This window comes from Streptomyces sp. NPDC057617 (assembly GCF_042800555.1).
Taxonomy (GTDB): domain Bacteria; phylum Actinomycetota; class Actinomycetes; order Streptomycetales; family Streptomycetaceae; genus Streptomyces.
In genome coordinates this window covers 211,834-237,539 of sequence record NZ_JBHVGV010000008.1, presented here as the reverse complement: position 1 = coordinate 237,539, position 25,706 = coordinate 211,834, and the positions used below count along the sequence as shown (strand labels likewise).

General features: G+C 71.5%; 21 protein-coding genes. 9 read left to right on the top strand and 12 right to left on the bottom strand.

Annotated elements, in window-relative coordinates; genetic code table 11:
- Positions 1-76: 76 nt before the first annotated feature.
- Positions 77-2,410, bottom strand: coding sequence for a hypothetical protein (locus ACFU9P_RS21255; protein ID WP_384083100.1), 2,334 nt, complete (start codon positions 2,408-2,410; stop codon positions 77-79).
- 174 nt (positions 2,411-2,584) lie between these two features.
- On the opposite strand from ACFU9P_RS21255, the gene ACFU9P_RS21250 reads away from it, so the two are divergent.
- A complete protein-coding gene (locus ACFU9P_RS21250; RefSeq protein ID WP_384083097.1) occupies positions 2,585-3,238 on the top strand; it encodes a serine hydrolase in 654 nt (217 codons plus the stop codon).
- Here ACFU9P_RS21250 and mycP read toward each other — a convergent pair.
- On the bottom strand, positions 3,204-4,445 hold the full coding sequence (gene mycP, locus ACFU9P_RS21245) for a type VII secretion-associated serine protease mycosin (protein ID WP_384083094.1): 1,242 nt from the start codon (positions 4,443-4,445) through the stop codon (positions 3,204-3,206). The two genes, ACFU9P_RS21250 and mycP, sit on opposite strands and share 35 nt — an antisense overlap.
- Positions 4,446-4,468: 23 nt before the next feature.
- Positions 4,469-5,260, bottom strand: coding sequence for a hypothetical protein (locus ACFU9P_RS21240; protein ID WP_384083493.1), 792 nt, complete (start codon positions 5,258-5,260; stop codon positions 4,469-4,471).
- Positions 5,261-6,043: 783 nt separating this feature from the next.
- Between ACFU9P_RS21240 and ACFU9P_RS21235 the strand changes: the two genes are divergently transcribed.
- Positions 6,044-7,246, top strand: coding sequence for an amino acid deaminase/aldolase (locus ACFU9P_RS21235; protein WP_384083091.1), 1,203 nt, complete (start codon positions 6,044-6,046; stop codon positions 7,244-7,246).
- 83 nt (positions 7,247-7,329) lie between these two features.
- On the opposite strand, the gene ACFU9P_RS21230 is transcribed toward ACFU9P_RS21235, so the two are convergent.
- Genes ACFU9P_RS21230 through ACFU9P_RS21220 form a run of 3 tightly spaced genes read right to left on the bottom strand, consistent with a single transcriptional unit; the run spans position 7,330 to position 10,877 of the window.
- Positions 7,330-8,121 (bottom strand): 3-oxoacyl-ACP reductase, encoded by a 792-nt coding sequence (locus ACFU9P_RS21230; protein ID WP_046505727.1) that lies wholly within the window; start codon positions 8,119-8,121, stop codon positions 7,330-7,332.
- 6 nt (positions 8,122-8,127) lie between these two features.
- Positions 8,128-9,504 carry an aldehyde dehydrogenase family protein gene (locus tag ACFU9P_RS21225; protein WP_384083088.1) on the bottom strand — a complete coding sequence of 459 codons (1,377 nt, stop codon included), beginning with the start codon at positions 9,502-9,504 and terminating at the stop codon, positions 8,128-8,130.
- 8 nt (positions 9,505-9,512) lie between these two features.
- Complete coding sequence (locus ACFU9P_RS21220; RefSeq protein ID WP_376373106.1) at positions 9,513-10,877, bottom strand: glutamine synthetase family protein; 1,365 nt, start codon at positions 10,875-10,877, stop codon at positions 9,513-9,515.
- Positions 10,878-10,976: 99 nt separating this feature from the next.
- Here ACFU9P_RS21220 and ACFU9P_RS21215 point away from each other — a divergent pair, with 99 nt between their 5' ends.
- The 3 genes from ACFU9P_RS21215 to ACFU9P_RS21205 all read left to right on the top strand — a co-directional run bounded on the left by ACFU9P_RS21215 (position 10,977) and on the right by ACFU9P_RS21205 (position 14,074).
- On the top strand, positions 10,977-11,693 hold the full coding sequence (locus ACFU9P_RS21215) for a FadR/GntR family transcriptional regulator (protein ID WP_376373334.1): 717 nt from the start codon (positions 10,977-10,979) through the stop codon (positions 11,691-11,693).
- 141 nt (positions 11,694-11,834) lie between these two features.
- On the top strand, positions 11,835-13,304 hold the full coding sequence (gene eat / locus ACFU9P_RS21210; protein ID WP_384083084.1) for an ethanolamine permease: 1,470 nt from the start codon (positions 11,835-11,837) through the stop codon (positions 13,302-13,304).
- Between the two features lie 71 nt (positions 13,305-13,375).
- Positions 13,376-14,074 carry a gamma-glutamyl-gamma-aminobutyrate hydrolase family protein gene (locus ACFU9P_RS21205; RefSeq protein ID WP_384083081.1) on the top strand — a complete coding sequence of 233 codons (699 nt, stop codon included), beginning with the start codon at positions 13,376-13,378 and terminating at the stop codon, positions 14,072-14,074.
- Between the two features lie 27 nt (positions 14,075-14,101).
- Here the strand turns inward: ACFU9P_RS21205 and ACFU9P_RS21200 are convergent, their stop codons facing one another.
- A complete protein-coding gene (locus tag ACFU9P_RS21200; RefSeq protein ID WP_384083078.1) occupies positions 14,102-15,043 on the bottom strand; it encodes a LysR family transcriptional regulator in 942 nt (313 codons plus the stop codon).
- A 70-nt stretch (positions 15,044-15,113) separates the two neighbouring features.
- Here ACFU9P_RS21200 and ACFU9P_RS21195 point away from each other — a divergent pair, with 70 nt between their 5' ends.
- Positions 15,114-16,325, top strand: coding sequence for a TDT family transporter (locus ACFU9P_RS21195; protein ID WP_384083076.1), 1,212 nt, complete (start codon positions 15,114-15,116; stop codon positions 16,323-16,325).
- On the opposite strand, the gene ACFU9P_RS21190 is transcribed toward ACFU9P_RS21195, so the two are convergent.
- The 4 genes from ACFU9P_RS21190 to ACFU9P_RS21175 all read right to left on the bottom strand — a co-directional run bounded on the left by ACFU9P_RS21190 (position 16,219) and on the right by ACFU9P_RS21175 (position 20,701).
- Positions 16,219-16,983 carry a helical backbone metal receptor gene (locus ACFU9P_RS21190; RefSeq protein WP_384083073.1) on the bottom strand — a complete coding sequence of 255 codons (765 nt, stop codon included), beginning with the start codon at positions 16,981-16,983 and terminating at the stop codon, positions 16,219-16,221. The genes ACFU9P_RS21195 and ACFU9P_RS21190 overlap by 107 nt on opposite strands.
- Before the next feature lie 13 nt (positions 16,984-16,996).
- Positions 16,997-17,545, bottom strand: coding sequence for a helix-turn-helix domain-containing protein (locus ACFU9P_RS21185; RefSeq protein ID WP_376373092.1), 549 nt, complete (start codon positions 17,543-17,545; stop codon positions 16,997-16,999).
- Positions 17,546-17,799: 254 nt separating this feature from the next.
- Positions 17,800-19,623, bottom strand: a complete 1,824-nt coding sequence (locus ACFU9P_RS21180; RefSeq protein WP_384083070.1) for an ABC transporter permease/substrate binding protein — start codon at positions 19,621-19,623, stop codon at positions 17,800-17,802.
- Entirely contained in the window at positions 19,616-20,701 is a 1,086-nt protein-coding gene (locus ACFU9P_RS21175) for a glycine betaine/L-proline ABC transporter ATP-binding protein (protein WP_384083067.1), read from the bottom strand. The genes ACFU9P_RS21180 and ACFU9P_RS21175 overlap by 8 nt, the downstream gene beginning before the upstream one ends.
- Before the next feature lie 434 nt (positions 20,702-21,135).
- On the opposite strand from ACFU9P_RS21175, the gene ACFU9P_RS21170 reads away from it, so the two are divergent.
- A complete protein-coding gene (locus tag ACFU9P_RS21170) occupies positions 21,136-22,041 on the top strand; it encodes a 5'-3' exonuclease H3TH domain-containing protein (protein ID WP_384083490.1) in 906 nt (301 codons plus the stop codon).
- Between the two features lie 137 nt (positions 22,042-22,178).
- A complete protein-coding gene (locus ACFU9P_RS21165) occupies positions 22,179-23,018 on the top strand; it encodes a siderophore-interacting protein (RefSeq protein WP_384083064.1) in 840 nt (279 codons plus the stop codon).
- A 128-nt stretch (positions 23,019-23,146) separates the two neighbouring features.
- Here ACFU9P_RS21165 and ACFU9P_RS21160 read toward each other — a convergent pair whose 3' ends face one another.
- Complete coding sequence (locus ACFU9P_RS21160) at positions 23,147-23,647, bottom strand: hypothetical protein (protein WP_384083061.1); 501 nt, start codon at positions 23,645-23,647, stop codon at positions 23,147-23,149.
- Positions 23,648-23,964: 317 nt separating this feature from the next.
- On the opposite strand from ACFU9P_RS21160, the gene ACFU9P_RS21155 reads away from it, so the two are divergent.
- Positions 23,965-25,635, top strand: coding sequence for a fibronectin type III domain-containing protein (locus ACFU9P_RS21155; protein WP_376373078.1), 1,671 nt, complete (start codon positions 23,965-23,967; stop codon positions 25,633-25,635).
- The last annotated feature ends 71 nt before the right edge of the window (positions 25,636-25,706 follow it).

Below are 25,706 nucleotides of genomic sequence, written 5' to 3'. Positions count from 1 at the left end.
GGCCGTGCGGCGACCTGGCCACGCCCGGCGTCATGGCACCGGCGTCGGGTCTCCGCGGGTCAGAGTGGTAGAGCGCTCAGCTCAGGCCCAGGGTGTACGTGCCCGTCTTCAGGGCGCCGGGATCGACGGTCACGGTGTAGACGCCGTTGGCCGGAAGGGCGGCCAGGGCGTACGAGAGCGTCGACGCGCTCATGGAGCGCTCGTTGACCAGCCACTTGCCGTCCGGGCCGGCGACCGACAGCAGCCATTCGGACGCCGGTGCGGTGATACCGAGGGTGATCTTCTGGCCCTTGGTTCCGCTGAAGGTGAGGTGGCCGTGTCCGCCCGGCGTGCTGATCGTGACCGGCTTCGGGGCGCCTCCCACGGTGACCGCTCCCGCGTCCGTGTCCGGGACGAGAGTCGCTGTCGTACGGCCGGTCGCGGGGGTGCTGGGCTGGACCAGGATCCGGTGGGTGCCCGCGGCCAGCGGGGCGCGCAGGGCGATGTCCAGGTCCGCCGTGCGCAGCGAGCCCAGCGAGACGTCGGACGACGCTCCCGGCGGAAGGTGCCGGACGGCCGACGGGGCGGTCAGGGTGGTCCCGGAGAACACCAGCGCGGCGCCACCCCCGGCCACCACGTCGGTGGTGTACTCCAACTGCTGGCCGGGCCTGGTGAGTTCACTCGTGACGGAAGGGCTCGCCGCGGTCAGCGCGCCGGCCGCCACCGGCTTCGACAGCCACAGCGTGAGGGAACCGGTCGCCACGGACCCGGGCGTCAGCAGCAGGGTGTACCGCTTGCCCGGGGTGAGCCCGGCCAGATACTGGACGCCGTCCGCGTTCTTGGCGAACGAGCCGACGGCCTGCGACGTACCGCCCTCGGGGATCAGCCGGACATCGGTCGACTGCGGCACGCTGTTGCCCGTAGCGGCGAAGCCCAGTGACGCCGTGTCGGGCGCGGTGAAGTCGATCCGCGCGCGCTGTCCGGGCCGGGCCAGCTCCGCCTTCGCAGACGGGCCGTCAGCCGCCAGGGGCACGGCGAGATCCTCGCTCAGGGTCAGGGTGAGGCTTCCCCCTGCGCCCTTGTTCGGATTCAGGATCACGGTGTACGCGCCCGACTCCGGCAGCCCGGACTCGGGCAGCTCGATCGTCGCCGACTTACCGGCCGCAACGGTCTTTCCGTTCACGACCGCCGCGCCGGACGGCGCGAACACGCTCACGCCGACGGTCTCGGTGAAGGCGTTGCCCGTGACGGCCAGGGTGAGCTGGGCGCCTGCGTCCGCTGTGAAGGCCGTTTGCGCGTTCTGTCCGAAGCGGCCGATGCTCACCGCGACCGGATCACCGGTGGCGGAGAGCGGGGCGAGCGCCACCGGGCGCGACAGTGTCAGCGCCAGCCCGCCCGTCGCCAGCGGATTGTCCGGCAGCGCGGCGATCGTGTACGTACCCGAGTCCGGCAGTACGGAACTGTCCCACTCGGCAGCGGAGTTGTCGGGAACCGTGAAGAAGTCCAGCCGGGAACCGTTGGGACGCCGGATTTCCATCCGCGTATAACCGCCCAGCCCCGACGCCGCCGTTCCCAGCGAGACACGCTGCCCGGCGGTGGCGGTGAAGGTGGCGCGGCCGTCCTGGCCGATCCGGTCGATCGGCAGCTCCACGGCGGGGGCGGCCAGATCGAGGATCCCGGCATCCGCGTAGTGCGAACCGGTCACCTTCACCGTGCCCGTGGCGCCCCCATCGGGGTCGAGGGTCAGTGTGTACGGACCCGCCTGCGGCAGCGCGTCGATGTCGAGGGCGCCCGCGCCCCTGGCGGCCACGTACCGGCTGAGGACCTGGCTGCCGTCCGGACCGTACAGGCGCGCGTAGAGGCTCTTCTCCATGCCGGCCGCGTCGACGCCCAGGCTGAGCGAATCGCCCGGCTGCGCCGAGAAGGTCAGTGCTCCGTCCTGCCCGGCCCTGGAGAGCGTGGTCAGGGCCGTGGGGCCGGTGAGATCGAGCGGTCCGCTCACCCGCTCGGACAGCGTCACCGTGGCCGAACCGCTGTTGCCCGTCCCCGGCTTGAGGATCAGTGAGTACCGGCCGGCCAGCGGCAGATCGCTGACCTCCCAGTCATCGGCAGCACCGGTCACGGTGCCGTTGATGCCGACCTTGGCGCCCTGGGGGTCGTACAGCTCAAGGGCGACCGAGGAGTTGAAGGTCGAGCCGGTGACGGCGAAACCGATGTCGTCACCCGCGTCGGCGTCGAAGAGGACCTGCGCCCTGTTGCCAGGGGTGGTGACCGAAAGGACGGGCGGGGTCTCGTCCGTGAACGATGTCGTCGCCGACGAGTCGATGTCCCCGTCCCCACTGCCGCTGACCGCGTTTGCGTTCGCGGGTCCAGCGGCCGACAGTGCCAGTACGAGCGCACCGACGGCCAGCGATCGCCGGCGCGTGGACAACCTTGATCCGAACTGCTCTCTGTGCATACGCACATGCCCTCCCCAGAGCAACACCAGATGGCCACAGATGGCCCAACCTGCCCACGCTTCTCACGCAGGCCGTCACAACGTACACACATCCAGTGACAGTCGCATGGGAAATAAGATCATCGCGCCGCATCGTACGGTCGTGGGGTGGATCTTTCTGTCGCGATGTACGACATGGCCGGCGGGCGCGAGGCGGCGTACGGCGAGGACCGCCGGTATGTGTGTGCCAGCGTGGTGAAAGTCGCGGTTCTGGCGGCGCTGCTGTTGCGGGCTCAGGACGCCGGGGAGTGGCTGACCTGCGGTCAGGAGCGGCTCGCCGCAGCCATGATCGAGCGCAGTGACAATGACGCGGCGACGGTGCTGCGCGCGGCGGCCGGTGGGGTGGCGGGGCTGGACGCGGCGTATGCGCGGCTCGGGATGGGGCGGACGGCGGCCGCGCCCGCGTGGGGGCTGACCCGTACCACCGCCCGCGATCAACTCACGCTGTTGAAGGCCGTGTTCGATATGGACACCAAGAATTCACCCTTGAACGGCCGGTCGCGCCGGTTCATCGCGGGCCTGATGGAGCGGGTGGTGCCGGGGCAGGACTGGGGCGTGTCGGCCGCCGGTGACGACTGGGCACTCAAGAACGGCTGGCTGCCCAGGACCGCGAGCGGTCTGTGGGCGGTCCACTCGGTGGGGCGGGTGCGCGACTGTCTGATCGTGGTCCTGTCCGACGGCCACGCCACCAAGGACGAAGGCGTCGCACGGGTCGAGACGGCCGCCGTCAGCGCCGTACGCCGAATGTGCCGGAGCGCCTGACGCCGCCGCGCCACAGCACCACCGCACAGGCCAGCAGCACGGCACCGACCGCGCCTGCCGTGGGGGCGAGCCAGGAGACCGGTTCCGGCTCCGCGCGCGGCACGGAGGGCCCGGCGCCGAAGTACCGCTTGCCGTATCCCGCGGACCGGCCCCGGACCTCCGTACGGGACAGTTCGCCGCCCGCCTCGATGGCCGCGGCCGGGTCGACGATCCCGTACCCCCTGGCATCGTCGCGACCGCCCTGGGGAGCGTCGCGCGCGGTGTCCGCGAGCAGCTTCTTGATCTGCGCGGGGGTGAGGTCGGGGTGGGCGGACCGTACGAGGGCGACGGCTCCGGAGACGAACGCGGCGGCGGCGCTGGTGCCCCAGCCCTCGTAGTAGCGGCGGTCCGGGTCCGCTATCACCACGTCGACACCCGGGGCGCTGACGGTCGCGTACCAGCGGCTCGTGGAGAACGCGGCGTGCGTTCCGTAGCGGTCGACGGCCGCCACCGCGATCACTCCGGGATAGGCGGCGGGGTACGAGATGTGGTCGCCCTTCTCGCCGCCGTTGCCGGCCGAGGCGACGACGACGGCGCCCTTGGCGAGGGCGTATTGGACGGCCGCGTCCTCGGCCGGCTCCGGGTGGGCCGACTCGCTGTCGTCGCCGAGGGAGAGGTTGATGACGTCGGCGCCGTGGTCGGCGGCCCAGCGGATGCCTTCGGCGAGGGCGCCGCCCTTGGAGTTGCGGGCCTTGGCGCGGGCGGGGTCGGTGCCTTCGAGGATGACCCGGACGGGAAGAATCTTCGCCTGGGGCGCGATCCCGAGGACACCCTCGGAGCGGTCCGGCCCGTGGCCGTGCCCGGCGATGATGCCGGCCATGGCGGTGCCGTGGCGGGCCCAGGAGCGGTCGCCGTCGGAAGCGCCGAAGCCGATCAGGTCCTTGCCCTGGAGCACCTGTCCGTCGAGATCGGGGTGGGTGGGGTCGACACCGGTGTCGAGGACGGCGACGGTGACGCCATGGCCCTGGGAGGTGCGCCAGGCACGCTCGGTGTGCAGCGCGTCGAGGGCCCACTGCTGAGCGCGTATCTCGTCGGCGTGCGCGGGGGTGGTAGGCACGAGCAGGAAGGAGGCGGCGGCGAGCACGGCGGCGAGGCGGTGACGGCCTCGGGGGCTCCGGGGCGTCCGGGTCTGCGGGGGCGGCGGGGTCTTCGGCGAATTCGGGGTCATCGACGGCCTCGACGGCTTCGGGGTCACTCGGGGGCCACCGCGCCGGCGCTCACGGTCGCCCGCAGCCCCCGTTCGATACGGTCCGCGATCCCCTTCGCCTCATGGCCGAGGCCGGCCTGCGCGGGCGCGCTCGTGGCGCCCTTGGCCGTGGCCTTGTCGACGGGCTGCGGCGCGGTGACCGTACGTCCGTCCGCGAAGCCGGAGACGGCGTACACGACGACGGGCGCCTCGGTGAGGACGTTCACCGTCCAGCTCGCACGCTGCGCGGGACCGAACCGGGCGGCGGCTGTGCCCTCGACGGGGAAGGTGAGGGGCATGAGGTCGGTGCGTTCGGTGAGCCGCTCGCCGCGGAAGCGGGCGTTCAGGGCCTGCATCCCGGCGGGCTCGGCCCGGGTGAAGACGAGCCCCACGGTGGTGACGCTGCTGGAGGTGGCGTCCGCGTAGGTCGCGCGCAGGACGCGCCCGCAGCCGACCGGACGCAGAGTGCTCAGCAGGAGCGGGTCGAGGGTGCCGGCGCAGTCGCTGTCTGGCGCGACCGCGATACGGGTCCACTCCCGGTCCGCGCCGCCGGGGCCCGCGCCGTCGCCCTTGAGGGTGCGGGGGAACAGGGTGTCGACGGGGACGCTGTGCCAGAGGGCGCGGGCGGTGGTGTACGCGTCGCGGGCGGCGGGTTCCGCGGCCGAGTCGCCGGTCAGCCAGGTGCCGGTGGCGGCGCCCCCGATCAGCCCGAGTCCGAGGACGACACAGACAACGGCGGAGACCGTCCTGACCGGGCGCCGGGCGGGTACGGGCCGGAGCCGGGTCGTGGTCTCCATGGGGGTCTCGGGGACCTGCGGGCCGCGCGCGAGACCGATGCCGCCGAGGGGCCGGCCCCAGGGCAGCGGCGGTACGGGCGGCCGCGGGGGAACCGGCCGCGAGGGGATCGCACGCAGCCGGGTGGTGACCTCGGAGGGGGGAGGCTCGGTGGCGCGCGGGCGCCCGGGGGACGTTCGGTGGTCGTACGGACGCTGCTCGCCCACGCGCTGCCCGACCGTCGGCGGACCGGGGGGCGGCGGAGGTATCCGGGGCGGCCCCGGCGGCTGCTCGGGCAGCAGCAGGGCGTCGGTGATGCGCGAGGCCGCGGGCGGGCGCGGGGCGTCGGTGGCGCGGGGAGCCACGGGCGGACGTCGGCTGTCCGTGGCGCTCGGGGCCGCGGGCAGGCGCGTCGTGTCAGTGGCGCTCGTTACCGTGGCCGCACGCGGGGTGTCGGTGCGCGGGGCGCCCGTCGGGGCGGTGTCCGGTGAGGTGGCGGGCTGCGGTGTCCGAGGGGTCGCCGGGGGTGTCGTGGGGCGCGGTGGTACGGGAGCGCGTGGTGCTTCGGTGCTCATCCGCCCCCCTGTGCCGCCCGTACCGACTGATCCACTCCGTCGCACACCGGCCGCGCGCGTATCTGGTCCCGCGCACACCGGTCCAGCCGTACGGGACAAGCCCGTTCGACACTGCGTGTGCGTCACTCTACGGGCTTGCGACGGCCCGGCGGGAACGTGCGGCAAGGACCGGGGCGATCTGCCCCGATCATCCCCCTACCGTGCGGTAATCCGGTCTGGCAGGCTCTGGCCATGACTCCGCGCGCCACCGACCGGGCCCGGTACGACCGGGCCACCGCTCATCTCGACGCCCCGCTCGCGATCGTCGACCTCGACGCGTTCGACGCCAACGCCGACGATCTCGTACGGAGGGCCGGGGGCAAGCCGGTCCGGGTGGCCAGCAAGTCGGTGCGCTGCCGCGCGCTGCTCGAACGGGTGCTGGGCCGCGAGGGGTTCGCGGGCATCATGTCGTTCACGCTCGCCGAGTCGCTGTGGCTGGCGCGGTCCGGGTTCGAGGACGTCCTGCTCGCCTATCCGTCCGCCGACCGCGCCGCGTACGCGGAACTCGCCGCCGATCCCAAGCTCGCCGCCGCCGTCACAGTGACCATCGACGACCCGGCCCACTTGGATCTGATCGACGGAGCGCGGCAGGGCGGCCGGGAGGAGATCCGGGTCTGTCTAGAACTCGACACGGCCTTGCGGCTGTTCGGCGGCCGGTTGAGGATTGGTGCACTGCGTTCCCCGCTGAGCGAGCCGGCCGACCTGGCCGAGCTGGCCAGATCTATAGCCCGGCGCCCCGGATTCCGGCTCGTCGGACTCATGGCGTACGAAGGTCATATTGCCGGGGTAGGGGACGCCCTGGCAGGACAGCCGCTGCGCTCGCGGGCCATCCGGCTGATGCAGTCCGCGGCCCGCAAAGAGCTGACGGAGCGGCGCGCCGCTGTGGTGCGTGCCGTACGGACCGTCGCCCCCGAGCTGGAGTTCGTCAATGGCGGCGGCACAGGAAGTGTCCAGCACACGGCTGCCGAGGAAGCGGTGACGGAGATCGCCGCGGGCTCGGGGCTCTATGTTCCACGGCTCTTTGACAACTACACATCGTTCACGGGCCGTCCGGCGGCGCTCTTCGCCCAGCCCGTGGTCCGCAGGCCGGGCGTCGGGGTGGTGACGGTGCTCGGCGGGGGCTATCCGGCGTCGGGGGCGGCGGGGCGGGACCGGCTGCCGGTGCCGTATCTGCCGGAAGGGCTGCGTTATGACGGGCAGGAGGGGGCCGGTGAGGTGCAGACCCCGCTGCTCGGACCGGCCGCAGACGATCTGCTGATCGGCGACAAGGTGTGGTTCCGGCATGCCAAGGCCGGTGAGCTGTGCGAGCGGTTCGACACCCTGCGGCTGGTGGAGGGCGACCGCGTGGTGGCCTCGGTGCCGACCTACCGGGGCGAGGGCCGTACGTTCCTCTGAGCCGCGGGCGGACAGGGCCGGCCGGGGCTCAGAGGACGTCGTATCAGGGGCTCATAGAGGGTTCGTCAGGGGCTCATCGGGGCCTAGAGCGGGGTGACGTACGCCCCGGAGATACCGCCGTCGACAAGGAAGTCGGTGGCGTTCACGAACGACGCGTCGTCGCTGGCGAGGAAGGCGACCGCCGCCGCGATCTCGTCCGCCTCGGCGAACCGGCCCACCGGGATGTGCACCAGTCGGCGCGCGGCACGCTCCGGGTCCTTCGCGAACAGCTCCTGGAGCAGCGGGGTGTTGACCGGCCCCGGGCACAGGGCGTTCACGCGGATTCCCTCGCGGGCGAACTGCACCCCCAGTTCGCGGGACATGGCCAGCACCCCGCCCTTGGACGCGGTGTACGAGATCTGGGAGGTCGCCGCACCCATCCGGGCCACGAAGGACGCCGTGTTGATGATGGAGCCCCTCTTCTGCCGCCGCATATAAGGGATGGCCGCCTTGCAGCAGAGGTATACGGAGGTGAGGTTGACGTCCTGGACCCGCTTCCAGGCGTCGAGGTCGGTGGTGAGGATCGAGTCGTCCTCGGGGGGTGAGATCCCCGCGTTGTTGAAGGCGATGTCGACACTGCCGTAGGTGTCGTACGCGGTCTTGAACAGCGCCTCGACCTCATCGGCCTTGGTCACGTCGACGCGTACGAAGGTCCCGCCGACGGCGTCGGCCGCGGCCTTGCCCGCGGTCTCGTCAATGTCGCCGCAGACGAGGTGCGCGCCCTCGGAGGCGAGCCGGCGCGCTGTGGCCAGTCCGATGCCGCTGCCGGCTCCGGTGATGACGGCGGTACGGCCGACGAGCCGGCGGCAGACGGTGTCGTTGGTGGGGGCGGTCATGGTGGTTCAGGCCTCCGTGCTGATGAAGACGTTCTTGGTTTCGGTGAAGGCGGCCAGGGCGTCAGGGCCCAGTTCCCGGCCGAGGCCGGACTGTTTGTAGCCGCCGAACGGGGTCCCGTAGCGGACGCTGCTGTGGGAGTTGACGGACAGATTGCCCGCGGCGACGGCGCGCGAGACCCGCAGGGCGCGGCCCAGGTCCCGGGTCCAGACCGATCCGGCGAGGCCGTAGTCGGTGGCGTTGGCCAGCCGGACGGCGTCCTCCTCGTCCTCGAAGGGCAGGACGACGGCGACGGGTCCGAAGACCTCCTCCGTCGCGACCGGGGAGTCCGGTCCGGCGTCGGTGAGGACGGTCGGGGGGAACCAGAAGCCGGGGCCGCGGGGCGCGCTGCCGCGGATGCCCTTGACGCCCTCGGGGACGTACGACCGTACGCGCTCCAGTTGGACCGCCGAGATCAGCGGGCCCATCTGGGTCCGCTCGTCGGTGGGGTCGCCGACGACGACCGATGCGATGGCAGGGGCGAGCAGTTCGAGGAACCGGTCGTGGACATCGCGCTGGACGAGGATGCGGGTGCGGGCGCAGCAGTCCTGGCCCGCGTTGTCGAGAAAGGCCATCGGGGCGGTGGCGGCGGCCTGTTCGAGATCGGAGTCGGCGAAGACGATATTGGGGCTCTTGCCGCCGAGTTCGAGGGTCACGCGCTTCACCAGGGCGGCGCTCTTGGCCATGATCCGCTTGCCGACCCGGGTGGAGCCGGTGAATACGATCTTGGCGACCCCGGGGTGCTCGACAAGCGCGTTGCCCGTCACCTCGCCCGCGCCGGGCAGGACTTGGAAGAGATGCTCGGGAAGCCCTGCCTCCAGGGCGAGTTCGGCCAGCCGCAGCGCGGTGAGCGGGGTGGTCTCGGCGGGCTTGAGGAGTACGGCGTTGCCGGCCGCGAGCGCGGGGGCGGTGCCCCAGGCGGCGATCGGCATGGGGAAGTTCCAGGGGGCGATCACCCCGACGACACCGAGCGGTTCCAGCAGGGTGATGTCGATGCCTCCGGCGACCGGGATCTGCCGGCCGGTCAGCCGCTCCACTCCCCCGGCGCTGTAGTCGAGGAGGTCGCGGACATTGCCCGCCTCCCAGCGGGCGTTGCCGAGGGTGTGGCCCGCCTCGCGGACCTCCAGCCGGGCCAGCTCCTCGTTGTGCTCGTCGACGACGGCGGCGAAGCGGCGCAGCAGCCGGGCGCGGTCGGCGGGGGCGGCTGCCGCCCATCCGCGCTGGGCGGCGGCGGCCCGGCGTACGGCCGTGTCGACCTGCGCCGGGCTGGTCGCGGGGACCGTGGCGACGGTCTCTCCGGTGGCCGGATTGAGGACCTGATGTCCGGCGGCATGGTGTGCGTGCACGTCGTTCCTCACAGACGTTCGAAGGAGCGGCGAAGCTCCCAGTCGGTCACCGCGGCGTCAAAGGCCTTCACCTCGACGCGCGCCATATTGCTGTAGTGCGCCACGACCTCGTCGCCGAAGGCAGCGCGGGCGAGAGGGCTGTTCTCCCAGAGGCCGGCGGCCTCGCGCAGGGTGGTCGGGACCTGCTCGTAGGCGGCGGTGTAGGCGTTGCCCGCGCAGGCGCCGGGAAGTTCGAGTTCGTTCTCGATGCCGTGGATACCGGCGGCGATCATTCCGGCGACGGCGAGATACGGGTTGACGTCGCCGCCGGGGAGCCGGTTCTCGAAGCGCATGGACCGGCCGTGGCCGACCACCCGGAGGGCGCAGGTGCGGTTGTCATGGCCCCAGGCGACCGCGGTGGGGGCGAAGGAGCCCGGCTGGAAGCGCTTGTAGGCGTTGATGGTGGGCGCGTACAGCAGGGAGAAGTCACGGAGCGCGGCGAGCTGCCCGGCCAGGAAGTGACGCATGACGGCGGACATGCCGTCCGGTCCGTCCCCGGCCATGACGCTGGTGCCGTCCTGGTCCTGGAGCGAGAGATGGATATGGCAGGAGTTGCCCTCGCGCTCGTTGTACTTGGCCATGAAGGTGAGCGAGACGCCTTCCTGGGAGGCGATCTCCTTGGCGCCGGTCTTGTAGATGGCGTGGTGGTCGCAGGTGATGAGGGCCTCGTCGTAGCGGAAGGCGATCTCGTGCTGGCCGGGGTTGCACTCGCCCTTGGCGGATTCGACGGTCAGTCCCGCGACGGCCATCTCATTGCGGATCCGGCGCAGCAGCGGTTCGATACGGCCGGTGCCGAGGACGGAGTAGTCGACGTTGTACTGGTTGACGGGGGTGAGGTCCCGGTAGTGGCGGTCCCAGGCCTGTTCGTAGGTGTCCTTGAAGACGATGAACTCCAGCTCCGTACCGACATGCGCGGTGTAGCCGAGTTCGGCGAGCCGGTCGAGCTGGCGGCGCAGGATCTGGCGGGGCGCGGCGACAACCGGTGAGCCGTCGTGCCAGGCGAGGTCCGCGAGGACCATGGCCGTGCCCTCGTTCCAGGGGACGCGGCGCAGGGTGGTGAGGTCGGGCCGCATGGCGAAGTCGCCGTAGCCGCTGTCCCAGGAGGACATCGCGTATCCGTCGACGGTGTTCATATCGGTGTCGACGGCGAGGAGGTAGTTGCAGCCCTCGGTGCCGTGTTCCAGGACTTCGTCGAGAAAGAAGCGCGCGGCGAACCGCTTGCCCTGGAGCCGGCCCTGCATATCGGGGAAGGCCAGGACCACCGTGTCGATGTCGCCGCTGTCGACCAGGATGCGCAGCCGGTCGACGGCGAGCGGGGGTGTGCGGTCTGCCACGGGACAAGTCCTCCTTCGGCCATCCGGAAGCCATAAGGTATTCCTGGAGACCTTTGGTTGGGAAGGGGAAACGGCGACGTGGCGAAGAACAACGAGCCGATGGACCCGCTGACCACGGTCCTGCGGCCCGTGCGCGCGGGGAACGGTTTCGAGGAGGCGCTGGAGCAGATCCTCCAGGTGGTCAGGCTGGGCCTGGTGGCCGATGGTGAACGGCTGCCCGCGGAGCGGGAGTTGGCGGACCGGCTGCGGATCAGCCGGGTCACGCTCCGCGAAGTGCTCAAGGTGCTCCAGGACCAGGGTCTGCTGGAGAGCCGGCGCGGCAGATACGGCGGGACGTTCGTCCGGCCCAGACCCGGGGCACCGGCCGGGGGCGCCGGGCAGGAGCTGCGCCGACGGGTGGCCGGGGTGGACATCGAGGACGTCCTGCGCTTCCGGGAGGTGCTGGAGGTGGGTGCGGCGGGGCTGTGCGCGGCGGACGGACTGGCCGGGGAACGGGCGGAGCGGCTGCGGTCGGCGCTGGCGGCGACGCATGACGCGCCGCTCGCGGAGTACCGCAGGCTGGACACCCTGTTCCATCTCACGCTCGCCGAGCTGGCCGGTTCGGCGACCCTGACCGCGCAGTACGCCGCCGTACGCGCGACCGTCAACGATCTGCTGGACTGCATTCCGCTGCTCGTACGGAATCTGGAGCACTCGCAGCGCCAGCACACCGCGCTGGCCGAGGCGGTGCTCGACCAGGACGCGGACGCGGCGCGGGAGATCGCGCGGGAGCACTGCGGCGGTACGGCGGCGCTGCTGCGCGGTTTTCTGACCTGAGCGCGGGGAGCGCGCCGGAAGCGGTGGGATCCGGTGGCGAACGGAGTCGTAACAGCCGTTTAACGCCTGAGTCTTGCGCGCGGCCGGACGGGAGCGCAAAGGTATGGCCCCACACCTTTACCCCCGAGGCAGGAGCTGCTCATGTCCGACGGCACCGACGCGCGCACCCCACCGGCCGCCACGGCCGAGGACACGGCCCAGCGGGACGCCGACTATCTGCGGCGGCGGACGCTGCGCCGGGGCAGCGCGGGGTGGCTGCTGCTCACCGGCCTCGGTGTCGCCTATGTGGTCTCCGGAGACTTCTCGGGCTGGAACATCGGGCTCGCCGAGGGGGGCTTCGGCGGTCTTGCGATCGCCACTCTGCTGATGGGGGTCATGTACGCCTGTCTGGTGTTCTCGCTCGCCGAACTCTCCGCCATCCTGCCCACCGCGGGCGGCGGTTACGGCTTCGCCCGGCGCGCGCTCGGCACCTGGGGCGGCTTTCTGACCGGTACGGCCATCCTCATCGAGTACATCCTCGCGCCGGCCGCCATCTCGATCTTCATCGGTGACTATGTCGAGTCACTGGACCTCTTCGGGCTGACGGCGGGCTGGCCGGTCTTTCTGGCCTGCTTCGCGATCTTCATCGGGATCCATCTCTGGGGCGTGGGCGAGGCGTTGCGGTTCAGTCTGGTGGTGACGGCGATCGCGGTGGCGGCCCTGCTGATCTTCGCGGCCGGTGCCTTCACCGAGTTCGACGCGAGCGGACTCAACGACATCCCGGTCGACAAGGAGGCGTTCGGCTCGGGGTCCTGGCTGCCGTACGGAGTGCTGGGCATCTGGGCGGCCTTCCCCTTCGGCATGTGGTTCTTCCTGGGGGTGGAGGGGGTGCCGCTGGCGGCCGAGGAGGCGAAGGACCCGGTGCGTTCGATGCCGAGGGCGCTGTCGATCTCCATGGGTGTGCTGGTTCTGCTCGCGCTGATCACCTTCTTCGCCGCGACGGGCGCGCGCGGCTCGGCGGCCGTCCAGGACGCGGGCAATCCGCTGGTGGTCGCGCTCCAGGGGGACGGTGAGCCGACCGCGCTGAGCCGGTTCGTCAACTACGCGGGCCTCGCCGGTCTGGTGGCCTCGTTCTTCTCGCTCATCTACGCCGGGTCCCGGCAGCTCTTCGCGCTCTCCCGCGCGGGCTATCTGCCCCGCTTCCTCTCCCTCACCAGCAGCCGCAAGGCGCCCTACCTGGGCCTGCTGATCCCGGGCGCGCTGGGCTTCGGGCTCGCCGCGGGCACCGGGGACGGCGGGCGGATGCTCAATGTGGCGGTGTTCGGCGCCACCATCTCGTACGCGCTGATGGCACTGTCGCATCTCGTGCTGCGCCGCCGCGAGCCGGGCCTCGACCGGCCGTACCGCACTCCGGGCGGGATGCTCACCTCGGGCGCCGCGTTCGTGCTCGCCCTGTCGGCGCTGGTGGCGACCTTCCTGGTGGACAAGGACGCGGCGTTCATCGCGCTGGGGGTCTATGTCGTCGCTCTGGCCTATTTCACCTTCTACAGTCGGCACCGGCTGGTCGCGGCGGCCCCCGAGGAGGAGTTCGCGGCCCTGGCCGCGGCCGAGGCCGAACTCGAACGCGGCTAGCGAAGTGGCCCTGCCGAGAGCCAGCCCGTCCGGCGATTGAGGACAACGCGAGCAATGGAGGACCGCAGCGCATGAAGCCGCTCATCGGGATCAGCACCTATCTGGAGGAGTCCGCCGCGTGGGGCGTCTGGGAGCTGCCCGCGGCTCTGCTGCCCGCCGGCTATCCCCGGATCGTCCAACGGGCCGGCGGGCTCGCCGCGATGCTCCCGCCGGACGACCCGGCCGCCGCGGCCCCGGCGGTGGCCCGGCTGGACGGGCTGGTGATCGCGGGCGGCCCGGATGTGGAGCCCGTACGGTACGGAGCCGAGCCGCATCCCCGTACCGGACCGCCCGCCCGCGAGCGGGACGCCTGGGAACTGGCCCTGATCGACGCCGCGTTGGCGTCCGGCACCCCGCTGCTGGGGATCTGCCGCGGCATGCAGTTGCTCAATGTGGCGCTGGGCGGAACGCTCCTCCAGCATGTGGAGGGCCACACCTCGCAGGTCAGGGGGGCCTTCGGCGAGCATCCGGTGAAACCCGTGCCCGGCACCCGCTACGGCGCCCTGGTGGCCGAGGAGTTCGGCGTACCGACACACCATCACCAGACGGTGGACCGGCTCGGGGCGGGGCTCACCGTATCGGCGTTCGCAGCGGACGGCACGGTCGAGGCCGTCGAACTGCCGGGCGCGCACTGGGTGCTGGGGGTGCAGTGGCATCCGGAGATGGCCGAGGACACCCGGGTGGTGAAGGCACTGGTCGAAGCCGCCGCCTCGCGGGCAGCGGGCGCCTGAGCCCCCCGGCCGACAAGAACCCCGTACTCAGTCCAGGGCGCCACGGGTCAGGGTGAGCAGGTCGCGGGCGGGGCCCGCGGGCCGGGTGCCGGCCGGCCAGACCGCGCGCAGATCGCGGCGGAGCCGTACGCCCTCCACCGCCACCCTGACCAGCCGGCGGGCCGCCAGCTCCTCGCCGACCGCGAGTTCGCTCAGGACGCAGGGCCCCGCGCCGCTCACCGCGGCGGCCTTCAGGGCGGTGGTGGAGGCGAGTTCGAGCAGGGGCTCGGCGACTCCGCCGTACGGGGCGAGCCCGGCGTCCAGCACCTGACGGGTGCCGGAGCCGGGTTCCCGCAGGATCAGCGGGCTCGCGGCCAGTTCGCGCGCATCGATCGGTCCGCGACGGCGGGCCCAGGGATGGCCTGGGGCAACGATCACCACCAGCCGGTCATGGCCGATGACGGCCGAGTCGAGGCCCTCGGGCGCCTCGGGGCCCTCCACGAAGCCGAGATCCGACTCATGGGCCAGCACCCGCGCGGCGACGGCGGCGGAGTTGCCCGCCTGCAGCGAGACCGCGGTGTCCGGCCGGGCCCTGTGCAGCGCTATCAGCCAGCCGGGCAGCAGATACTCGGCGATCGTCATACTGGCGGCGACCCGCAGCCGTGAGTCCCTGCGGCCACGCAGCGCTCGCGCCCCGGCGTCAAAGGCCTCGGCGGCCTCCACCACCCGTCGGGCCCAGTCGGTGACCAGGCTTCCGGCGTCGGTGAGCCGGGACCCACGCGGGGAGCGGTCCACCAGGGCCACCCCGAGCAGCCGCTCCATCGCCCGGATCCGGCTGCTGGCGGCGGGCTGGGTGATGCCCAGCTCACGGGCCGCCCGGCCGAGACTGCCCAGCCGGGCGACGGCGAGCAGCAGTTCCAGCGCGCCGAGGTCGGGCACCCGGTGGGCCAGTGGAGTGGCGGGGCGCGCGACGAACGGGGCATCGGCCATAAGTCCAGGTTATGACCTCATAGGGACAAGGGGCCTGGTGGGGGCCGTGCCCCGGCGGCACCGTGGATCCATGGCCACTCTCGCGCACCCCCGCACACGGCCCGGGGCGGCGCGTCCCGCACCGGATCCCGCACCGCCCCTCGGCACACCGCCCGGTACGCCGCCCGGAAATCGCCCCGGAACGCGGCTGCCCCGGCTCCGGCATCTCGGGCCCAACTGGTACGCCATGGTGATGGGCACCGCGATCGTCGCGACCGCGGGCGCCGGGCTCCCCTTCGACGTGCCGGGGCTGCGGGCCGGTTCGATCGTGGTGTGGGCACTGTCGGCGGTGGCGCTCGTCGTCCTGCTGATCGCCAGGACGGGCCACTGGCGGTACCACCCCGACCAGGCGCGCGCGCATCTGCGCGACCCGGCCATGGCTCCGTTCTACGGCTGTGTGGCCATGGCGCTGCTGGCCGTCGGGGCCGCCACGCTGGCGGTGGGCCAAGAGGTGCTCGGCCAGGGGGCGGCGGTCGTCGTGGACGCGGTGCTGTTCAGCGCGGGGACGCTCCTCGGGCTCCTGGTCGCCGTGGCCATGCCGTATCTGCTGGTCGTACTCCACCGGCCGAGGCCCGCGGAGGTGTCACCCGTCTGGCTGCTGCCGGTGGTGCCACCCATGGTCTCGGCGGCGGCCGGTCCTTCGCTGCTGCCGTATCTGCCCGCGGGGCAGGGCCGGGAAGCGCTGCTGTTCGGCTGCTACGCGCTGTTCGGGCTGAGTCTGTTCGCGACGCTGACCATGCTGCCGCTGATCTTCGGCCGGCTGGTGCACCACGGTCCGCTGCCGCTCGCGCTGACCCCGTCGCTCTTTCTGGTGCTCGGCCCGCTGGGGCAGTCGACCACGGCGTTGAGCCGGCTCGCCGATGTGGCGCACGGCGCGGTGAGCGCTCCGTACGCGCGGGCGCTGGGCGGCTTCGCGGTGCTGTACGGCGTACCGGTGATGGGGTTCGCGCTGCTGTGGCTGGTGTTCGCGACGGCCCTGGTGGTGCGGGCCTGGCGGCGCGGGATGCGGTTCACGATGGCCTGGTGGGCCTTCACCTTCCCGGTCGGTACGTGTGTCACGGGCGCGGAGGGACTGGCCGGGCGTACCGGTCTGGTGGCTCTGGAGTGGCTGGCGGTGGGGCTGTACGCGCTGCTGGTCACGGCCTGGGCGGTGGCGGGGTGGTGCACCGCGCGCGGTCTGCTCGCCGGAGCGCTGCCCGCAGCATCTCCGGCGCCCGCACCAGCGACGGCCCGTACCACGTGAGGTACCGCCCGTCGACCAGGGCGGCGGGCAGCCCGGGGAAGGCCTCGGGGCCGTCGTCGGCGGTGAAGCGGTACGGCTCGTCGGGCAGGACGACCAGACCGGCGCCCGACGCCCGCAGCTCGTCCAGCGGGATCCGCGGATAGCGCTCGGGGTGGGCGCCGTACACATTGGCCACCCCCAGCCGGGCGAGCAGATCCCCGGCGAAGGTGTCCCTGCCGAGGACCATCCAGGGCCTGCGCCAGACCGGTACGACCGCCGCGCGCCGCTCGTACGGGGGCGGCTCGGGCGCCTCCCAGGCGCGCCGGGCGTCGTCCAGCCAGCGCGGTACGGCGAGGCCGCAGCCCGCCACCAGGACGCGTTCCAGTTCGGTGAAGGCCTGCTCCAGCGTTCTGACCTCGGTGACCAGCACGGACAGCCCGGCGGCCCGGAGAGCGGCGAGGTCGGGTGCGCGGTTCTCCTCCTCGTTGGCGATCACCAGATCGGGGCGGAGCGCGGCGATGGCGGCCACGTCGGGGTTCTTCGTGCCGCCGATCCGTACGGCGTCGAGGCCGGCGGGCCGTACGCACCAGTCGGTGGCGCCCACGAGCAGGCCGGGCGCGCTGACCGCGACGGCCTCGGTGAGCGAGGGGACGAGCGAGACGACACGTGGACCGGGCACGGCGTGGGGCCGCTCAGCGACGCGGGTCGACGGTCGCGTCGATGTGCTCGGCGACGGCGACGACCAGGATGCGGGTGCCGGGCTCGGTGGCGCGCCAGCGGTGCCGTACGCCGCCGGAGAGATACAGCGTGTCCCCGCGCTCCAGACGGTACGCGCGCCCTTCGGCCTCGACCTCGGCGGCGCCGTCCGCGATGTACATGATCTCGTCGTTGCGGTGCTGGTACTCGCGGCCGGTGTCCTGCTCGCCGGTGAATTCCTTGGCGTTGAGCTGATGCCCGCCCCGTACCACCCTGCGGACTCCCGTTCCGCCGTCGGAGGCCCGTACGACATCGACGGTGCGTGCGGAGTCGGCGGCGGCGTGCAGCCGGGCGGGGGTGGTTTCCAGGGCGTCGGCCACCCGTTCCAGCGAACGGGTGCTCGGTCTGGCCCGTTCGTTCTCGATCTGGCTGAGGAAGGGCACGGACAGCCCGCTGCGGGCGGCCACCGCCGCCAGGGTCAGGCCCAGGGACCTGCGCCGCCTGCGGACGGCCGCGCCCACCCTGAGCGCTTCCTTGTCGTCCATGACTGGCTCCCTCCCGACCGGATCGTCATCTTCTCAGAGTTGACGCCGGTACAAGGGCTGTCCTGCCGCACCCGCTGCCGAACCCTTGCCGGTACGAACGCATGGGCAAGGAGGCGGGCGACCCCCCGGATCAATGATGCGCGCCTGCGGGTGATTCGCAAAGAGCCCGGATATCCGTTCCAGCACACGGAAGGGGCAGGTCCGCCCGCAGACGGACCCGCCCCTCACTGCGACCGCGCCCGGCGAGGCCCTGGTTACTGCCCCGACGCCGAGCCGCCGACCGGGGTCCATCGCTCGGCCAGACCGGGATGGTCCTTGAGCCAGGTCCGGACGGCCTCCTGCTCCTTGCCCTTGCCCGCCGACTGGATCGCCGCCTCCAGGCCGGTGAGCTGCTCCTCGCTCATGCTGAAGTCCTTCAGCCAGGAGGCGACCCGCGGCTGGTCGGCGGAGAAGCCCTTGCGGGCCAGCGTGTGGACTCCGTCGCTCTCCGCGCCGAAGGCCTTCCTGGGGTCCTTGAGCTTGGTGAGGTCATAGGTGCTGTACGCCCAGTGCGGCGACCAGAGCACCACGACGACCGGCTCCTTCTTCTCGTACGAGCGCTTCAGCTCGGACAGCATCCCGGGCGTGGAGCCGTCGACGAGGGTGTACTCGCCCTCCAGGCCGTACTCCTTGAGGACCTTGTCCTTGAGGAGGCCCATCTCGCCCGCGCTGGGCTCGATGCCGATGATCCGGCCCTTGAAGGTGGAGCCCTTGCCCTTGAGGTCGTCGAGCGAGTCGAAGCCCTTCATATAGGCGGGTACGGAGAGTTCCAGCGACGTCCGGTCGTACCAGGAGCCCATGTCCTCCAGGCTGTTCTTGTACTTCGCCCAGTAGGCGGCGTGGGTGACCGGGAGCCAGGAGTCGGTCTGGATGTCGATCTGGCCGCCCGCCTGCCCGGTGTAGAGCGAGCCGGCCTCGTACTGCCGGGCGTCGACCTCGTAACCGCGCCGCTCCAGCAGTTCCTTCCAGAGGAAGGTGGAGGCGATGCCCTCGTCCCAGGGGATGTATCCCATGGTGATCTTCTGGCCCTGGCCGACGTTCCCGGCGCCCGAGGCGGTGGTGCTCTGCGGGGAGCCGCCGAAGACGCCGATGCCGCCGGCGACCAGTGCGAGGACGGCCACCCCGGCGAGGGCGACGACGGGCTGGGGGCGGTGGTTCCAGAGCCGCACCCCGCCGGTCAGTTCCTTCGCCTTGGCGACGGCGCGGCGGCCGAGCGGGGAGACCTGGAGGCTGAGCGCGCCGGTGACCCGGTCCAGATACATGGCCAGGATGACCACGGAGACACCCGCCTCGAAGCCGAGGCCGATGTCGACATTGCCGATGGCGCGGTAGACGGCGCCGCCGAGTCCGCCGCCCCCGACCATGCCCGCGATGACCACCATGGACAGGCCCAGCATGATGACCTGGTTGATGCCGGCCATGATCGTCTGGAGTGCCAGCGGAAGCTGGACGCGCAGCAGGGTGTCACGGGGGCTGGTGCCGAACGCCTCGGCGGCCTCGACCAGTTCGCCGTCGACCTGCCGGATGCCCAGCTCGGTCATCCGGACGCCGGGCGGCAGCGCGAAGATGATCGTCGCGATGATGCCGGGGACCACGCCCACGCCGAAGAAGAAGACGCCCGGGATCAGATAGACCATGGCGGGCATGGTCTGCATGAAGTCGAGCACCGGCCGGGTGACCGAGCTGACCGTTCTGGAGCGCGCGGCCCAGACGCCCAGCGGGACGGCGATGAGCAGGGTCACGACGGTGGCGACGAGCACCAGCGAGAGGGTCGCCATCGCGTCGTCCCACAGCTCGACCGAGTCGATCAGCGCGAAGCCGGCGAAGGCGAGGACGCCGGCGACGAGGCTGCGCAGCCACCAGGCGAGGACGGCGAGGATGCCCGCGAGGAGCAGCGGTTCCGGCGCGGAGAGCACCGCGTCGATGCCGTCGTACATGCCGGAGACGACGGAGCCGATCGCGTCGAACAGCCAGGAGAGATGGCGCTGGAGGAAGTCGACGGCGGAGTCGACGCCGTCGCCGAGACGGAACCTAGGCACGGGCGGCCGCCTTGCCGGTGGTGGTACGGCCAGGGGCGTCACCGACGGCGGTACGGGCAGCGGCCGGCGGGGCTATCGGCTCACCCAGCGCGGCCAGCAGCCTGGCGCGCGGAATGACTCCGACGAGCTTGCCCTTGCCGTCGGTGACGGCGACCGCGACCCCACTGGTCGAGCAGGGGGTGAACAGCTCGCCGACCGGGGTCGAGCCGACCACGCTGGCGGGCGCGGCCGAGATCACGTCCTCGGCGGTACGGAGTTCCCTGCCGTCGTCGGTACGGGTGCCGTAGGCGGTCTCCGGTTCGGCCATGATCGCGGCGGCGGTGAGCACCCGGGAGCGGTCGACGTCCTGGGTGAAGGAGGCGACATAGTCGTCGGCGGGGGTGACGAGGATTTCCTCGGCGCTGCCCTGCTGCACGATCTCGCCGTCACGCATCACCGCGATCCGGTCGCCGAGGCGCATCGCCTCGTTGAGGTCGTGGGTGATGAACACGATGGTCTTCCTGAGCCGCGTCTGGAGTTCGAGGAGCTGGTCCTGCATGTCCCGGCGGATCAGCGGGTCGAGCGCGCTGAAGGACTCGTCCATCAGCAGCAGATCGGCGTCGGTGGCGAGCGCGCGGGCCAGTCCGACGCGCTGTTGCATACCGCCGGACAGCTCGTCCGGCCAGGACGTCTCCCAGCCGCCCAGGCCGGTCAGCTCCAGCGCCTCCGCGGCGCGCCGCTCGCGCTCCGCGCGCGGGACTCCCTGGACCTCCAGGCCGTACGCGGCGTTCTCCAGGACGCTGCGGTGCGGGAACAGGGCGAAGTGCTGGAACACCATGCTGATCCTGGTGGACCGGACCTGGCGCAGCTCGCGCGGGCTCAGGGCGGTGAGGTCCTGGCCGTCGAAGAGGACGCGGCCCGCGGTGGGTTCGAGCAGCCCGTTGAGCATGCGCAACAGGGTGGACTTGCCGGATCCGGACAGGCCCATGACGACAAAGATCTGGCCCGGCTCGACCGAGAAGGAGGCATCGATCACCGCCGCGGTGGTGCCGGCGGCGCGCAGCGCGTCACGGTCCGTACCGTTCTTGAGCCCGGTCACGGCTTCGGCGGGTCGTCTGCCAAAGATTTTGTACAGGTGTTCGGCTTGGAGCCTGGACACATACACCTCTCGCGTTGAACGGAAACGGCCCGCCACCCCCGCGGGCAGGCCGTGGAACGGGGCGGGTCCGGCCCGCTTCATCCGGATATGGGACTGGACCAATGGACGGTCCAACCGGGTTCGCTCCGGGTGCGCGCCTGCCCGCGCTTCCATGCGGCAAACGATGAAGTGGCCCAGGTCACAACGGGTTCGGCGTACATCGGCGAGAAAACGCCTTCCGAGGGACAAGGGGTGACAGCCGGTGATGGCGACGGCAGTAGAGCGGCCCGGGGCCGTCCTCCGGAGCCGCGGCCCGGGCTGTCCGGCGAGAGCGGCTGTCACGAGAGCGACTGTCAGTGGGCTGGGGCATCATCGGGGATGTGACGCCACGCCTGATGCTCCTCGACACCGCCTCCCTCTACTTCCGCGCCTATTTCGGGGTCCCCGACTCCGTACGCGCCCCGGACGGCACCCCGGTCAACGCGGTGCGCGGACTGCTGGACTTCATCGCGCGCCTGGTCCAGGACCACCGCCCCGACGAGCTGGTGGCCTGCATGGACGCCGACTGGCGGCCCCAGTGGCGGGTGGATCTGATCCCGTCGTACAAGGCCCACCGGGTGGCCGAGGAGCGCGCGGAGGGCCCCGACGAGGAGGAGACCCCGGACACGCTCGCGCCCCAGGTCCCGGTCATCGAGGCGGTGCTCGACGCGCTCGGCATCGCGCGGGTCGGTGTGGCGGGGTACGAGGCGGACGATGTGATCGGCACCCTCGCCGGCCGGGCCACCGGCCCGGTGGACATCGTGACCGGCGACCGCGATCTGTACCAGCTCGTCGACGACTCCCGCGGTGTCCGGGTGCTCTATCCGCTCAAGGGGGTCGGTACGCTCCAGCTCACCGACGAGGCGTTGCTGCGGGAGAAGTACGGCGTCGACGGGCCCGGATATGTGGATCTGGCGCTGCTGCGCGGCGACCCCAGCGACGGTCTGCCCGGTGTGCCGGGGATCGGCGAGAAGACCGCGGCCAAGCTGCTCGACAGCTTCGGTGATCTGGCCGGGATCATGGCGGCGGTCGACGACCCGCGCTCGAAGCTCACGCCGTCGCAGCGCAAGCGGCTCGACGAGGCCAGGGACTATGTGGCGGTGGCGCCCAAGGTGGTGCGGGTCGCGGGGGACGTACCGCTGCCGGAGTTCGATCCGGCGCTGCCGTCGGGCCCGCGCGATCCGGCCATGGTCGACGCGCTCGCCGCGCGGTGGGGGCTGGGCGGAGCACTGCGCCGGCTCCTGGTGACGCTTGAGGGCTGACGGCTGTAGGCGCTGACGGCGCCGCCGAAGCGGACGACCGCGTTTGAATGCGTCAATGCGCTGAGCATTGCCGTCCCCGGGCGAAGTGTTAGCTTAGGTAAGCCTAAGAGCAGCGTGCGAGAGTCTGGGGAGACACCGTGGCGGAACAGCCGGCCCGCAAGGCACCGAAGGCCCGTGAGGCACAGGTCGTACGCACCGAGTGGCTCACCCCGCACATGGTGCGGGTCGTTCTCGGCGGTGAGGGACTGGACACCTTCGAGGCCGGCGAATTCACCGACCACTACATCAAGCTGCTGTTCGCGGCGGAGGGTGTGACGTATCCCGAGCCGTTCGACATGGAGCGGATCCGCGCCGAGTACCCGCGCGACCAGTGGCCCACGACCCGTACGTACACGGTCCGCGCCTGGGATCCGGACGCCCGGGAGATGACCGTGGACTTCGTGGTGCACGGCGACGAGGGGCTGGCGGGCCCCTGGGCGGCGCGGGCACGGGCGGGCGAGACCGTACGGTTCCTCGGCCCGGGCGGTTCCTACGTACCGGATCCGGCGGCGGACTGGCATCTGCTGGCCGGGGACGAGAGCGCGCTGCCCGCGATCGCCGCGGCCCTGGAGCGGGTTCCGGCCGGATCGACGGTCCATGCCTTCGTCGAGATCGCGGGCCCCGAGGAGGAGCAGAAGATCACGGCGCCGGACGGCACCGGGGTCACCTGGCTGCACCGCGGTGACCGCCCGGTCGGTGAGGCGCTGGTCGCCGCCGTACGCGGACTGGACTTCCCGGCCGGTGACGTACAGGCGTTCGTGCACGGCGAGGCCGGCTTTGTGAAGGACCTGCGCCGCCTCCTGCGGGTGGAGCGCAACATTCCGCGCGAGCGGCTTTCGGTCTCGGGGTACTGGCGACTCGGCCAGACCGACGAGGCCTGGCGCGCCGTCAAGCGCGAGTGGAACGAACAGGTCGAGCGGGAGCAGGAGGGCGCGTAGCCCCGTACCCGTACCCGTACAGGCCGCCCGCACCCGGGCGGCCTTTCGCGTACGCCGACAAGTAAGCCCAGAGCGTGCGCCAGGCGCGTGTTCAAGCGAGCGCCCCGCCGTACGCCCGTAACGCGCCGTCAGGCCGTCGGGAGCTGTGACTCCTTCAGCTCGCCGTCCGGGTCGTACACCACGCACATGATGTCCCGGTCGCCGTCCGCCCAGGTCTCCCCGGTCGGCAGGACCGGATAGAAGTCGAGCCCCGACTTCTCGCGGCTGGTCCAGTAGTGCCGGAAGCCGCGCTCGCACCCCCGCCACGCGAAGTCCGCCAGTACCGCGCGGTCGTACGGTCCTTCATCGGCCGAGAGGAAACCGTACGACTGGTTCGCCGCGCCCTCCCGGCACGCGCGGTAGAGCACGATCTCGTCGTCCGCGGTCACGGAGTACGTGGGGTCGGTGAAGCACTCCGCCCCCTCGATGTTGAGGATGCCCGAGGTCTCCGCCGTGATGAAGGTGTCGTCCTTGTGCACCGCCGCCGGTGACGGTTCGACCAGCAGGGTTCCCAGCGCGAGAAGGCTGGGAACGGCGGCCAGCAGACGGCGGGCCGGGTGCCGCGCGGCGGCGGTGCGGGCGACGGGCATGGCGGACACCTGAGGGGTGAAGAGGGCGGACGGCCGGATGAACGGCGCCCCGAGGAGCGGGCGGCCCTCGGTTCCTGCATCCAGACATCCCCCGGTGAACACCGGATTCCGCACACTCAACGGCCGGGGGCACGGCCGGAGTCGAGCCGGAACGGATGCCGCGGCGGCTCCCCCGGGCCGCGCCCTCCGGGCGACCCGGATTCGTATGGCGTACATCCCGCAAGCAGTAAAAGTTAAGTCAATCCCGCTTAAATTCCCGGCAATCCAGGCAGCCGCCGTGGAACGCGCATTCACTTCCTTAAGGGGTACACCTCCTCGTGAACGACGTCAGAAGAAGACCCTGGGCCCATGCCTCGCGCCGCGTGAAGATCACCACAACCGGTGTCGCCGCGCTGGTCGTCGCCGGTGTCATCGCCGGCCCCGTCGCCTTCGGTGATGATTTCCCCGCCCCCGTCAAGGTCCCCGCGGCGGAGATCCACAAGCCGTCCGCCATGCCGGACCGCATCATGCTCACCCCCACCACCACTCCGGCCACCAGCCAGAAGGTGACCTGGCGCGCCAACGCGGACGCTCCGTACGCGCAGGCCCAGTTCCTGGAGGCGCCGCGCGCCCTGGGGCAGGTCGCCCCGGCGGCGGGCGCCGTCACCACCGTCCACGCCGAGTCGACCACCCCGGTCAACACCTCGCTGGGGTACGCCTCCACGTACCACACCGCGCTGCTGTCCGGCCTCAAGCCGGCCACCCGCTACACCTACCGGGTCGGCGACGGCACCAACTGGAGCGCGTGGACCGACTTCACCACCGCCGCCGCGGAGCTGAAGCCGTTCTCCTTCATCTACTACGGCGACGCGCAGAACTACATCGACTCGGCCGTGCCGCGCGTCTTCCGCCAGGCGTTCTCGGACCGGCCCGAGGCGAAGGTCATCGTCAACGCCGGTGACCTCATCGACTCGGCCAACAGCGAAGAGCAGTGGGGCCAGTGGTACCAGGCCGGCGGCTTCATCGACTCGCAGATCAACAACATCTCGGTGCCGGGCAACCACGAGTACAGCAACGGCCTGTCGAGCTTCTGGCGCCCGCAGTTCCCGTACCCGGACAACGGCCCGGGTGACGCGGCGCTGAAGCAGACCGCGTACAGCGTGGACTACCAGGGTGTGCGCTTCATCGCCCTGGACTCCAACGTGCAGAGCAATGCCGCGCTGATGGCCTCTCAGACCGCCTGGCTGGAGGGCCTGCTCAAGAACAACCCCAACAAGTGGACCACGGTGACCTTCCACCACCCGGTCTACTCCACGACCGGCACCCGCAACAACCCGGCCGTGCGCGACCAGTGGGGCCCGCTGTTCGAGAAGTACGGCGTCGACCTGGTGCTCCAGGGCCACGACCACAGCTACGGCCGCGGCAACAAGACCGCGAACCGCAAGAGCGTCACCACGCACAACGGTGTCACCTATGTGGTCTCGGTCTCCGGCGGCAAGATGTACGCGCTGAACGACGGCGCCAACTGGACCGGCAATGGCGCCGAGCCGGTCGTCAACAGCGAGAACACGCAGCTCTACCAGCTGGTCGACGTGCAGAACGACCAGCTCCGGTTCGAGGCCCGCTACGCCAACGGCCAGCACTTCGACGGATTCACCATCCTCAAGAACAGCAAGGGCGAGAGGACCGTCAACGAGCTGCCCACCCCGGAGAACTCCGTGGGCGAGCAGGTCGCCGTCGACAGGACGACGGTGCCCAGGGACGGCTCCCTGACCATCTCGGCCTACGGCTTCGACGCGTACGAGTCGGCGTCCATCTACATGCGCCGGGTCAGCGAGGGCAAGCCGGTGAAGCAGGAGCTGGTCGGCGAGGTGAAGGCCGATGAGCTGGGCCGGCTGAACGAGTCGTTCCCGCTGCGCCGCGTCACGTCGACGAAGGACGACTACGTCGTGTACGTGGAGAGCAAGAACCGGAAGATCACCAGTCCGGTCGTGTACGTCACGAAGTGATCCCACGCCGGGGCGAGGGCAACTCGGCCGCGCCCGCGTGCGCCGCCGTTCCTCGCCCTCGCCCCGGCCCG